A 12,371-nucleotide genomic window follows, 5' to 3' on the forward strand; every position below is an offset into this window, starting at 1 on the left:
TCCTCAATAACTACTCATTCCGCCTTTGTCCTGTGAACGGCTTTGTGCATCTTGCTGCGAGATCAATCCTCGGTTCACTAAATTACTTAAGCATTGTTCCATGGTTTGCATGCCATGAATTGCGCCAGTCTGAATGGTGGAGTACATCTGTGGAATTTTATCTTCTCGAATAAGGTTACGAATCGCAGGAATACCCAACATAATTTCGTGAGCAGCAATGCGCCCTCCCCCCACCTTTTTCACTAGTGTTTGTGAGATCACCGCCTGTAATGACTCAGATAACATCGAGCGCACCATGTCCTTCTCTTCACCAGGGAAAACGTCAATGATACGGTCAACCGTTTTTGGCGCGGAGGTGGTATGCAAGGTACCAAATACCAAGTGACCTGTTTCGGCGGCAGTCATGGCCAAACGAATGGTTTCTAAGTCTCGTAATTCACCTACCAAAATAACATCAGGGTCTTCACGCAGGGCACTGCGCAGCGCGTTATTAAAGCTACGCGTATCTCTGTGCACTTCCCTTTGGTTGATCAAACTTTTTTGATTGGTATGGACAAATTCAATGGGGTCTTCAATGGTGAGAATATGATGGTGTTCGGTAGCATTAATGTGATCCACTAACGCCGCTAGCGTTGTTGATTTACCCGAGCCTGTTGGCCCCGTCACTAACACTAAACCTTTTTTATACTCAGCAATTCTGCGGAAAATATCAGGTGCGCCTAAGTCATCTAAACTCAGTACTTGTGAAGGAATGGTACGAAATACCGCTGCCGGACCGCGATTGGTATTAAATGCATTAACACGAAAGCGTGCCAGGTTAGGCACCTCGAATGAAAAATCCACCTCAAGATTTTGCTCGTAGTCTTTGCGCTGGTTATCATTCATAATATCGTACACGAGATTATTAACATCCTTGGCCTCAAGTGCTGGAATATTAACGCGACGTACATCGCCATCCACGCGGATCATCGGTGATACATCCGATGACAAATGTAAATCTGAGGCCTGATGTTGCACACTAAAAGCCAATAACTCAGTAATATCCATTTATGACTCCACTAAGAGCTGAAAAATAATATGGTTACAATAGCAGAACGGCTCGACGCCGCCTACGCTCGCGTAGAAAAAGCCACGCAACAAAGCAAGTATGATCACCCTGTTACTATTTTAGCAGTTTCTAAAACAAAACCTGTTGAACTTATTGAACACGCCTATACGCATGGGCATCGTCAGTTTGGTGAATCGTACGTGCAAGAAGCCGTAGATAAAATATTGCATCTAAAAAAACACCGAGATATTGAATGGCATTTTATTGGGCCGATACAATCTAACAAATCACGTTTAGTGGCTGAGCATTTTAGCTGGGTGCAAAGTGTTGATCGACTCAAGATTGCTCGGCGTTTAAATGAACAACGTCCAAATAATTTGATGCCGCTGAATGTATTGGTGCAAGTGAATATCAGCGCAGATGAAAACAAAGCGGGATGCAGCCTTGAAGAGCTTGACGAACTGGCACAGTTTATTGACTCAAGTCGCCAGCTTAACCTAAGAGGGCTAATGACCATTACCGAGCAAACCGACGATAAACAAAAACAGTTACATTATTTTGAGCAAATGAAAGCTTGCTTTGATAGACTGAAGGACCAATATCCACAGCTAGATACCTTGTCAATGGGGATGAGTGGTGACTTGGAGCCTGCGGTAATTGCGGGTGCGACCATGGTACGCATTGGCACGGATATTTTTGGCTCAAGAACATAAGGTAAGTACGCACTATGTCTAAAAAAACAATTGCATTTATTGGCACCGGAAACATGAGCTACGCGATCATCGGCGGAATGATCAAAAATGGCTTTTCACCACAAAGTATTATTGCCACCAATCGCAATCAAGACAAACTCGCCAAAGTAGCGAGTGATTTTCAAGTACAAACCACGTCCGACAATAATCAGGCTGTAAACGATGCCGATGTGATTGTGCTCTCTGTCAAACCGCAAATGATGGATGAACTGTGCAAAAGCTTCATTGCTGCGGGTATCGACATCAGCAACAAACTATTTATTTCTGTGGCTGCGGGTATCACGGTTTCGCGCTTAAGAGAGATGCTAGGGCAAAAAGTAAAGATGGTTCGCTGTATGCCTAATACACCTTGCCTACTTGGCCGAGGCGTATGTGGCTTATATGGTGAAGATATTGATCAAACTGAACGCGATTACGTCGAGCAAGTATTTAGTGCTACCGGCATTGCCATGTGGGTTGAGCAAGAATCGCAAATTAACGACATCATCGCGGTCACGGGCTCCTCTCCGGCTTATTTTTTCCTCTTTATGGAAGCCATCGAAGAAAAGGCCAAAGCCCTCGGCTTTAGTTCGGAGCAAGCGCGTCAACTCGTGCAACAAACAGCGTTGGGTGCTGCTGAGATGGCGGTATCACAACAAGATATCAGCATCGCACAACTACGTGCCAACGTGACGTCCAAAGGTGGCACCACCCATGCCGCAGTAGAACATTTAAAATCTCAACATTTACACTCGACAGTCGCTGGTGCAATGGATGCTTGCATCGCTCGCGCTGAAGAAATGGAACAAGAAATATAAGGTTAATTTATGAATGCCATGCAATTTTTGATAGGGATCGTATTTGATCTATTTTTGATGGTTGTATTACTGCGCTTTTGGTTGCAGCTAGTGCGTGCCGATTTTTACAACCCACTTAGCCAAACCGTGGTGAAAGCTACCTCATTTGCAGTCAATCCACTGCGTAAAATTATCCCTGGTGTTGGTGGGCTAGACATCGCCTCGCTGTTGCTGGCATTCATCGTCGGCTTTGCCAAGATTTCACTTTTAATGGTGCTTTTTTATGGCGGCTGGGACCCAGTTAATGCCTTGATTTCAGGTGCGATTACCGTTTTAAAAGAAGCATTTTCTCTTATTTTCTGGATCTTAATCATCAGAGCCATTCTAAGCTGGGTTGCACAAGGTTATAACCCAATTGCAGCCGTTTTTGACCAACTGACCGATCCGATGTTAAAGCCAATTCGTAAAGTTATCCCTCCATTGGGCGGACTAGACTTATCGATTCTGGTAGTGCTTATCGGCATGCAATTTTTACAACTGTTGGTGATGGACTTACTCTCTTAAAGGCAAGCAACCATGAAAAAATATTTATCTGTGGTACTACTCCTTATGCTGGCAACGTTTGCACACGCCCAGTCAACTCAAGGTGGACAGTTCAAAACACTGGGGCCGTGGCAAGTGCATTACATCGCCTTTCCATCCACTTTTATTCAACCCAATATAGCGAAAGCTTATGGTTTAGAACGTAGCGGCTACAAAGCCATTGTGAATATTTCGGTGTTAAAAGACAGCAAAGACACAGCGGCGCAAAAAGTAAAAATAAGCGGCGAAGCCCGTAATTTACTTGGCAATAAACAACAGCTTGAGTTTAAAGAAGTGGTTGAAGGTGATTCTATCTACTACCTTGCCCAAATAGATATTAATAACGAAGAAATACAGCGTTTTACCGTTAATATTTCTCAGGGCAACAATCACCAAGTGTTGAACTTTCAACAAAAATTTTATGTGGATTAAAACAGTATGAGCCAACAGATTGTCCTAGCGACAGGCAACCAAGGTAAAGTAAAAGAACTCGCAAGCATGCTCAGCGACCTCAACATTGAAGTGCTACCACAAAGCCAGTTTGATGTACCTGATGTTGCAGAAACTGGCACTACCTTCGTTGAAAACGCCATCATTAAAGCGCGTCATGCTGCAAAAATAACGGGCATGCCAGCCATTGCTGACGATTCAGGGTTAGAAGTCGATGCTCTTAACGGTGCACCAGGTGTGTACTCTGCGCGTTTTGCTGGCTCAAATGCAAATGATCAGGACAATATCGACAAGTTGCTCGTTGAACTTGGAGATAACCCAGATCGCAGCGCTCGCTTTTGGTGTGTATTGGTTTATATGCGCCATGCCGATGATCCGACACCGATTATTTGCCAAGCGAGTTGGGAAGGAAGCATAACTAAAGAGCAACAAGGTCGCGAAGGTTTTGGCTATGATCCTGTATTTTTTGTGCCGTCGCAAAACTGTACCAGCGCAGAGCTTAGTAAAGAGCAAAAAAATGCACTGAGCCATCGCGGTCAAGCTCTTAGAATGTTAGTTCAACATTTACAAGGCAACATGTGAAACTTCCTCCGTTAAGCCTATATATCCACGTACCATGGTGTGTACAAAAATGCCCTTACTGTGACTTTAATAGTCACAGTTTAAAAGGCAGCATTCCAGAAAAAGAGTACGTGCAGCATTTGTTGGATGATTTAAAAGCCGACTTGCATTTAGTACAGGGCCGCAAATTACACAGCATTTTTATTGGTGGTGGCACGCCTAGTTTGCTCTCAGCCGATGCCTATCATTATCTTTTAGCCGAGATTGACAAACTTATTCCATTTAAATCGGATATTGAGATCACGCTTGAAGCCAACCCAGGCACGGTTGAAACAGACCGATTTAAGCGCTACGTAGAAGCTGGGATAAACCGCATTTCAATCGGCGTACAAAGCCTGCAACCTGACAAATTAAAAGCTTTGGGCCGTATTCATGGTGAGCAAGAAGCCATCAATGCCGCACATGAAGCTAAGTATGCAGGCTTAAACTCGTTTAATATGGACTTAATGCATGGCTTGCCCGATCAAAGCTTGAGTGATGCGTTGAGTGATCTACAACGTGTGATCGATCTCGCACCACCTCATTTATCTTGGTATCAGTTAACCATTGAGCCCAATACGCAATTTGCTTCTAAGCCGCCTGTATTGCCAATCGATGAAATTCTTTGGGATATTCAAGAACAAGGTCAAGCCTTGTTAGCTGCAGCCGGATACCAGCAATATGAAATTTCCGGATACGCAAAATCAGGCTTTGAATGCAAGCATAACCTGAATTATTGGCAGTTTGGCGACTATTTAGGCATTGGCTGTGGAGCGCATGGTAAGATCACCCAGCCCAGTCAAAATAGTATTTTGAGAACGGTCAAAGTGAAGCATCCGCGCGGCTATATGGATCTAACCAAACCTTATTTATATGAAAGCTGGCAAGTTGAACCCGAGGATAGACCGTTTGAATTTTTTATGAATTGCTTCCGCTTACAGCAAGTTTGTAACAAGCAAGATTTCATCGATTATACTGGTTTGTCGCTCGATACTGTGCAAGATGCAATCAATAGTGCGGTTTCGAAAGGTTTACTGTTAGACCAAACTCATTCATGGTTAGTTACAAATAAGGGCCACAGATACCTTAACGACCTGCTACAATCTTTCGTTTAGGTTACGACGCCTGTAGTTAACCCAAACAAATTAATAATTGAGTCATTTGACTCCCCAATAATAAAAGGTGAAACAATGCGTAAACTTACTTTTATTGCTGCCGCGATTAGCGCAGCTTTATTAGGTGGTTGTCAGCAAACAGCTGAAAAACCAGCACCTACCCAACAAGTTCAACAAGTTGCACAAAGCGAAGTAGAAAAAGCGAATGCATTTTTTGAAGAAGTCTTTATGCGCGGTGTTATGCGCAGCCCAGTATACCAAACATACATGGGTATTAAGCAAGACTATGACAAGTGGGATGAAAACACTGAAGAACGCGCATTAGAAGACCTTAATCTTACCAAAGAAGCGCTTACGACGCTTAAAAGCATTGACCGCAGCAAATTAGATGCCGCGACGCAAGTTAGCTACGATTTAATGCAACAAAACCTAGAAAACGAAATTGCCGACTTTAAATGGCGCTACCATTCATATCCTGTGAACCAAATGTACGGTACACACTCAATGGTACCTGCGTTTTTGATCAACCAACATCAAATTACGGATGTGAAAGATGCACAAGCATATATTTCACGTTTAAATGGTGTACCAAAGGTATTTGATCAGCTAATCGACTCGCTTAAAGTTCGTGCCGACAAAGGGATCATTGCCCCTAAGTTTGTATTCCCACACGTTATTGAATCTAGCGAAAACATCATCAAAGGCGCACCTTTTGAAGGCGGTGATGATTCAACTTTATTAGCTGATTTCAAGCGCAAAGTTAACAAACTAGACATTGACGATGCAGCGAAATCAGACCTAATTGCTCAAGCAACAGAGTCGTTAAAAGTGGCGGTAAAACCGGCTTATAGCAAGCTAATTAGCTACCTCAATCAGCTTGAGAAACGCGCTGACGATCGCGATGGTGCTTGGAAGTTCCCTGAAGGTGAAGCATTCTTCAACAATGCATTAGCACGCACGACGACAACCGCTCTAACTGCGAAAGAAATCCATGAAATTGGTTTATCTGAAGTGGCGCGTATTCACGACGAAATGCGTGCGATCAAAGATAAAGTCGGCTTTAAAGGCGACTTAAAAGCCTTTATGGAATTCATGAAAACTGACAAGCAATTTTACCTACCGAACAACGACGCAGGTAAAGAGCAGTATCTGAATGAAGCGACAGCGCTGATTGATAACATGAAATCACGCCTTGATGAGCTATTCATCGTAAAACCAAAAGCAGACATGATTGTGAAGCGCGTGGAAGCATTCCGTGAAAAAGCGGCTGGTAAAGCGTTCTATCAGCAACCAGCACCAGATGGCTCTCGCCCAGGCATTTACTATGCAAACTTGTACGAGATGGAAGCGATGCCGACCTATCAAATGGAAGCGCTGGCGTACCATGAAGGTATTCCAGGTCACCATATGCAAATTGCTATCGCCCAAGAATTAGAAGGTGTACCAAAGTTCCGTAAGTTTGGTGGCTACACAGCTTACGTTGAAGGTTGGGGTCTTTATTCTGAATTAGTACCAAAAGAGATGGGCTTATATGCTGACCCATACTCAGACTTTGGTCGTTTAGCGATGGAGCTATGGCGTGCATGTCGTCTAGTGGTTGATACGGGTATTCACGCAATGAAGTGGACGCGCCAAGAAGGGATCGACTATTACGTGAACAACACACCTAACGCTAAGTCAGATGGCGTGAAAATGGTAGAGCGTCACATTGTCATGCCTTCTCAAGCGACAGCATACAAAATTGGTATGTTGAAAATCCTAGAGCTTAGAGAAGCGGCTAAGAAAGAACTCGGAGACAAGTTTGACATTCGCCAGTTCCACGATGTTGTGCTTAAAAACGGCCCTCTTCCTTTGAATGTGCTAGAGCGCTTTGTTGACGAGTGGGTTGCAAGTAAAAAAGCTTAATCGCTAATCCTGCTCAAAATGACCAAAAGGCTGCATTGCAGCCTTTTGTTATTTCGCTGTCAGCGCTTCTCTATTTCTTACTAGACATCAAACTCGGTTTTTGCCAGTACAATATGAATACATGTGCCACCATGCGCTGGGCTTTGTATTTTCAACTCACCTTTTAACTTATCCGTCACCAAATAGTGCATAATGCTTGAGCCCAGCCCAAGCGACGTGGCGTGCTGTGGAGTGTGCCCGGTGGGGTCCGCCAAAATAGGAAGCAAATCACTGTCGATACCTGCACCATCATCTTTAAAATACAGATGCACAAAGTCATTAACGACCATCGCCGACACCACGATATTAAGCGGCACGTCATCTAACTTACCATGTTGAATGCTATTACTAATACAATGATGAATGATCTGTTCAAATACCGCAGGACTGCTATGCAGGCTAAGCGTATTTGGGATCTCGTATTGAATATGAAAGTGCTCTTTAGAAAGTTTATCTTCGTGACTTTTAAACACACTTTCAACGAGTTGCTTAAAGTTAAATTGCGTTACTACGTCAAACTGGTGGTTATTTGCGATTTGCCTAAAGTCCTCCAATACCGTGTAACTATTAACAATTTCATGCTCCAGCTGTAGCAAAATTTGCTGCGACTTAGCAAGAATATGAGCAACTTGTTCATCGCTACTTTGTCCTCCACATAATTTGCCCAACAAGGTATTTAAGCGTCTGTGGTGCGTAGCTGCTTGCCTTAAAGGATGTTCCAAAGACTGTGAAAAGCCCTGCACCATGTTCCCGATAGTAGCCACTTGTGCTTCTTCTATAAAACGGGCATGTACTTGATCTAACCGCCCAACTAGCACATTTATGTAATCAAGTAACTCAGATAGCTCGGACTCCGCCGCTAGCTGACCTTTATACAACGGAGGGAGTTCACAGGACTGTTGTTGCTTTGCTTCACTCAACACTTTTTCGGTTAACAGTACACCTTGATGTAACTTTCTATAACGATAATAAAGTAAGCCAGACCAGAGTAAAATGACCACGACAAGAAGCAGCAAAGAGCGCTTGTCCATCCAAGTACTCTGCGCCTGCTGTTCGGAAACTTGCTCTGTTAGAGAGGTCAATAACGGTATTTGTGCCGTGCTAGCATCTTTTAGTTCACGTAAGTACTGTTGCAACATGTTCTCATCATTAATCGCATCTAACTTCTTCAACTGCACTTGCTGTTGTTCAATTTGATTTGCCAACATATGACTCGACGTATCTGGCAACAACTGGGCGATCACATTTAATTGCCGCTGAAAACCTTTCAATGCCTCATTCAGCATTTGTCGCTGTGACTTTTGCGTTAAATCGAGCTCCTGATAATACCTCACCGTATGAAAACTGTTATGTACCTGGTTTAGCTTATTCTCAATATCAAACCTGTCATGTGCAGCAGTCAACATGAGCCAAACAATCAGAACACATAAAGTGCTCCCAACAATCAGCAATATTTTATAAATTAACTTTGCATGAGTGATACGCACAAAACAATACTCGTTAAAATGTCATGGCCTAAGCTTAGTCAAAAATAGGTCGAATACCAATAAACACAAAGACTTACTTTATTCTTGGATAAGAGTTTCAACGTGAACCAAATTTGATCTCGTGCCCAAACTTCGTCTGTTTCACTTCCTCTGCTAAGCTTACTGCATAGCCAGTAACCGTGATCGCGCAGTATGGTTCGCCAACACAAGCAATGTCAAAAATCAAAGAGCATCGATAAAACTCGTCGTCAGTTTACCCAAAAGCTTGCTGTAATTGGTGCAGCCCTCAGTGTACCGCCCCCATTATTCGCAGCGAGCAGCTGTTTACTAGAAGATACATTAGAGCAAGAAAAGTGCCTTTCGGCACAATACAATATGATCTTTGCGTCGCCATATGACTCAGCGAAAAGCAACTCGTCCCCTCACATGCATCAGCAATTGAAAAATAACATTCACACATTCTCCAAGGGCAAGATTTACTTCAATGTGTTCCACAATGGTGTGCTGGGTGTTGGCACCGATCTGGCCGCACTCGTGGCCCGAGGTAGTATTCAGGCTGCGCTTATTTCGGTGTCCAATTTAACGCCTATCTTGCCATCTCTCGATATTTTAAACATTCCCTTTTGGTGCGCCGAGCAGCAAAACTACTTAAACCTAATTTCATCGAAATTATGGCAAACACAGGTGATTAGCGAGATCCAAAAACAAGGTAAGCTGTCTATTCTTATGCACTATGTGCCCGGTGCAAGAACAGCCACTTCAACGAAGTACTTTGGAGCCACACTCAGTACACCGGATGTGATGAAAAATGTGGTTTTCCGCATTCCTGCAAGTAAAGCATTGCGTCAATTTTATGAGTTGTGCGAAACATCGCCCGTTGATGTTCCTTGGAAGAAGGTCGCCACATTAGCGCAAGGAGGACGAATTCAAGCGCTCGATCCTTCCATTGTCGGTCTATTCAATGGCCCCAATAACTTAAAGCAGCATTTGGGCGTCATATCACAAATCAACAGCGTACAAGATGGCTGGCTGCTGGTGGTCAATCAGCCTTGGTTTAATGCTCTACCTAGCGCGTTAAAAACAGCGCTATATGATGCGGCACACAAAACGTTTTCACAACATCTTCAAACTATGCCAAATATCGCAAGGTACTGTGAATCAACTTTGAAAAAGATGGGCACCAACGTGTATTTACCGAGCCAAAATGAAATGCAGCAGTGGAAGGAAGCCGCAGGACACCAACGAGCAGAGTGGCTGCCTTTTAAAAACCATTTACTGGGCAATGAAAAGCGCTTCACGGAGTTTTATGAAGCGGCCCACACCCAGAAATCAAGCTCTTTCTAACACTACTTGGCTCGTTTACGATTAGAACCCACGCGAGGTTTGGTGTTCGCCTTTTTAAATTGGCTAAAACCAGTATGGCGAGTAAGCGCAGCCTTGCCACCCTTCTTAGGGCTTCCTTTACCTACGGTACTTGAGCGCCCTTCATCAGGAACCAGACAGTTTGGTCCTTTACCGATTAAATTCGCTTTACCCATAGCGCGCAATGCGTCTCTGATCATTGGCCAACCCGATGGATCGTGGTATCGCAATATTGCCTTGTGCAAACGACGCTGGCGCGCACCTTTAGGCACTGCCACTTGTTCGGTGTTATTCTTGATATTACGCAGTGAATTCATTTGGGTATGGTAAATGGTGGTGGCATTTGCCATCGGCGACGGATAGAAATTCTGCACCTGATCTAGCTTAAAGTCGTTCGCTTTAAGCCAAAGTGCCATATTGACCATATCTTCATCGGTTGTTCCCGGGTGGGCAGAAATGAAATACGGGATCAAATACTGCTTTTTACCCGCTTCTTTTGAGTACTTGTCGAATAGCTCTTTAAACTTGTCGTATGCGCCCATTCCCGGTTTCATCATCTTAGACAATGGGCCTTGCTCAGTATGCTCTGGCGCGATCTTCAGGTAACCGCCAACATGATGCGTTACAAGCTCTTTCACATATCTTGGATCTTCAATCGCTAAATCATAACGTACACCTGACGCAATCAAGATTTTCTTCACGCCTTTGACATCACGAGCTTTTCGATACAGATCAATTGTTGGTGTATGATCGGTATCCATGTGTTTACAAATATCAGGATAAACACAAGATAGACGGCGACAGGTACTTTCCGCTTTTTTACTCTTACAGCGCAACTTATACATGTTGGCCGTCGGACCGCCCAAGTCGGAGATCACGCCTGTAAATCCAGGCACTTTATCTCGAATTTGCTCTATTTCTTCAATGATTGATTCTTCTGAGCGACTTTGGATGATCCGTCCTTCATGCTCAGTGATAGAGCAAAAACTACAACCGCCAAAGCAGCCTCGCATGATATTGACCGAAGTCTTGATCATCTCATAGGCTGGAATTTTCTCATTGCCATAACTTGGATGAGGTATACGTTGGTAAGGCAAACCAAAAACCGCATCCATCTCTTGCGTTTCAAGCGGAAATGCAGGAGGGTTAACCCACACCGAACGGTCGCCATGACGCTGAAAAAGTGCGCGAGCACAACCTGGGTTTGTTTCTTGGTGTAAAATCCGTGACGCGTGTGCATACAATGGCTTGTTGACGCTTACCTGCTCATAGGCTGGTAATTTAACGTACACTTTTTCCCATGGCTTCAAACGTGGCGGTTGCACGGTGATCGGTTTCGCCGCCTCAGCGGACAAGTCTATCCCTGCTTTTGCAAACTCAGACTTACTACAACCGACATCATCGGCACCATAAGGGTTCGGGATCGGGTCAATTTTACCCACTTTATCAATTGCGGTAGAGTCACTACCGCGCCACTCAGGTAAAGGTGTTTTGCAAATAACCGCAGTGCCGCGCACATCCTGAATGGTCTCAACACTTTCCCCTTTGGCAATACGATGTGCCACTTCAACTAATGGTCGCTCAGCATTACCATAGATTAAAATATCTGCCTTAGCATCAAAGATAATGGAACGACGCACTTTTTCTTGCCAGTAATCATAGTGCGCAATACGTCTTAAACTGGCTTCAATGCCGCCAATCACAAGCGGAACATCTTTATATGCCTCTCGACAACGCTGGCTATACACAACTACAGCTCTATCAGGGCGCTTGCCCCCAACATTGCCCGGCGTATACGCATCATCATGACGCATGCGCTTCTCAGCCGTATAGCGGTTGATCATCGAGTCCATGTTGCCCGCAGTCACACCAAAGAATAGATTAGGCTTACCCAAGCTCATAAAGGCGTCTTTACTCGACCAATCCGGCTGCGCGATGATACCGACTCTAAAACCTTGCGCTTCAAGTACTCGGCCAATCACCGCCATACCAAAACTAGGATGGTCAACATAGGCATCTCCCGTTACGAGCACAATATCGCAACTGTCCCAACCTAATTGGTCCATTTCTTTACGAGTGGTAGGTAAAAAGGGTGCTGTGCCATAACACTCAGCCCAGTATTTTGGGTAAGAGAATAACGGACGTTCTGCTTTGAGTGCGCTCATAATGACTGCCTAGCGGGTAAAAGAGCCGAATTATAGCCTAATACGTGCTAACCTCAAACCATAGAATCGAGCCCCGAACACACACCGAGA

11 protein-coding genes are annotated in these 12,371 nt (G+C 44.2%); 8 read left to right on the forward strand and 3 right to left on the reverse strand.

Annotated features, from left to right (window positions below; genetic code table 11):
* Positions 1 to 3: 3 nt before the first annotated feature.
* Entirely contained in the window at positions 4 to 1,047 is a 1,044-nt protein-coding gene (locus AC5FX4_RS17885) for a type IV pilus twitching motility protein PilT (RefSeq protein WP_493607665.1), read from the reverse strand.
* A gap of 30 nt (positions 1,048 to 1,077) precedes the next feature.
* Between AC5FX4_RS17885 and AC5FX4_RS17890 the strand changes: the two genes are divergently transcribed.
* The 7 genes from AC5FX4_RS17890 to AC5FX4_RS17920 all read left to right on the forward strand — a co-directional run bounded on the left by AC5FX4_RS17890 (position 1,078) and on the right by AC5FX4_RS17920 (position 7,228).
* The gene (locus AC5FX4_RS17890; protein ID WP_493607666.1) at positions 1,078 to 1,761 is read left to right on the forward strand and encodes a YggS family pyridoxal phosphate-dependent enzyme; all 684 of its coding nucleotides are present in this window, start codon (positions 1,078 to 1,080) and stop codon (positions 1,759 to 1,761) included.
* A 14-nt stretch (positions 1,762 to 1,775) separates the two neighbouring features.
* Entirely contained in the window at positions 1,776 to 2,597 is an 822-nt protein-coding gene (proC, locus tag AC5FX4_RS17895) for a pyrroline-5-carboxylate reductase (RefSeq protein WP_493607667.1), read from the forward strand.
* A gap of 9 nt (positions 2,598 to 2,606) precedes the next feature.
* The gene (locus tag AC5FX4_RS17900; RefSeq protein ID WP_493607668.1) at positions 2,607 to 3,140 is read left to right on the forward strand and encodes a YggT family protein; all 534 of its coding nucleotides are present in this window, start codon (positions 2,607 to 2,609) and stop codon (positions 3,138 to 3,140) included.
* A gap of 45 nt (positions 3,141 to 3,185) precedes the next feature.
* Positions 3,186 to 3,590, forward strand: a complete 405-nt coding sequence (locus tag AC5FX4_RS17905; RefSeq protein WP_493607851.1) for a DUF4426 domain-containing protein — start codon at positions 3,186 to 3,188, stop codon at positions 3,588 to 3,590.
* A gap of 6 nt (positions 3,591 to 3,596) precedes the next feature.
* A complete protein-coding gene (locus AC5FX4_RS17910) occupies positions 3,597 to 4,190 on the forward strand; it encodes an XTP/dITP diphosphatase (RefSeq protein WP_493607669.1) in 594 nt (197 codons plus the stop codon).
* Complete coding sequence (hemW, locus tag AC5FX4_RS17915; protein ID WP_493607670.1) at positions 4,187 to 5,323, forward strand: radical SAM family heme chaperone HemW; 1,137 nt, start codon at positions 4,187 to 4,189, stop codon at positions 5,321 to 5,323. The genes AC5FX4_RS17910 and hemW overlap by 4 nt, the downstream gene beginning before the upstream one ends.
* Positions 5,324 to 5,398: 75 nt before the next feature.
* The gene (locus AC5FX4_RS17920; RefSeq protein ID WP_493607671.1) at positions 5,399 to 7,228 is read left to right on the forward strand and encodes a DUF885 domain-containing protein; all 1,830 of its coding nucleotides are present in this window, start codon (positions 5,399 to 5,401) and stop codon (positions 7,226 to 7,228) included.
* Between the two features lie 80 nt (positions 7,229 to 7,308).
* On the opposite strand, the gene AC5FX4_RS17925 is transcribed toward AC5FX4_RS17920, so the two are convergent.
* Complete coding sequence (locus AC5FX4_RS17925) at positions 7,309 to 8,754, reverse strand: sensor histidine kinase (RefSeq protein WP_493607672.1); 1,446 nt, start codon at positions 8,752 to 8,754, stop codon at positions 7,309 to 7,311.
* Between the two features lie 192 nt (positions 8,755 to 8,946).
* Between AC5FX4_RS17925 and AC5FX4_RS17930 the strand changes: the two genes are divergently transcribed.
* A complete protein-coding gene (locus tag AC5FX4_RS17930; RefSeq protein ID WP_493607673.1) occupies positions 8,947 to 10,098 on the forward strand; it encodes a TRAP transporter substrate-binding protein in 1,152 nt (383 codons plus the stop codon).
* 2 nt (positions 10,099 to 10,100) lie between these two features.
* On the opposite strand, the gene AC5FX4_RS17935 is transcribed toward AC5FX4_RS17930, so the two are convergent.
* The gene (locus AC5FX4_RS17935) at positions 10,101 to 12,281 is read right to left on the reverse strand and encodes a YgiQ family radical SAM protein (RefSeq protein WP_493607674.1); all 2,181 of its coding nucleotides are present in this window, start codon (positions 12,279 to 12,281) and stop codon (positions 10,101 to 10,103) included.
* Positions 12,282 to 12,371: the final 90 nt, after the last annotated feature.

Source organism: Pseudoalteromonas sp. ATL1 (assembly GCF_058933015.1).

Coding starts and splice junctions, on each gene's coding strand:
- AC5FX4_RS17885 (WP_493607665.1), bottom strand. CDS start 1,047: ATGGATATTACTGAGTTATTGGCTTTTAGTGTGCAACATCAGGCCTCA.
- AC5FX4_RS17890 (WP_493607666.1), top strand. CDS start 1,078: ATGGTTACAATAGCAGAACGGCTCGACGCCGCCTACGCTCGCGTAGAA.
- proC (WP_493607667.1), top strand. CDS start 1,776: ATGTCTAAAAAAACAATTGCATTTATTGGCACCGGAAACATGAGCTAC.
- AC5FX4_RS17900 (WP_493607668.1), top strand. CDS start 2,607: ATGAATGCCATGCAATTTTTGATAGGGATCGTATTTGATCTATTTTTG.
- AC5FX4_RS17905 (WP_493607851.1), top strand. CDS start 3,186: ATGCTGGCAACGTTTGCACACGCCCAGTCAACTCAAGGTGGACAGTTC.
- AC5FX4_RS17910 (WP_493607669.1), top strand. CDS start 3,597: ATGAGCCAACAGATTGTCCTAGCGACAGGCAACCAAGGTAAAGTAAAA.
- AC5FX4_RS17920 (WP_493607671.1), top strand. CDS start 5,399: ATGCGTAAACTTACTTTTATTGCTGCCGCGATTAGCGCAGCTTTATTA.
- AC5FX4_RS17930 (WP_493607673.1), top strand. CDS start 8,947: ATGGTTCGCCAACACAAGCAATGTCAAAAATCAAAGAGCATCGATAAA.
- AC5FX4_RS17935 (WP_493607674.1), bottom strand. CDS start 12,281: ATGAGCGCACTCAAAGCAGAACGTCCGTTATTCTCTTACCCAAAATAC.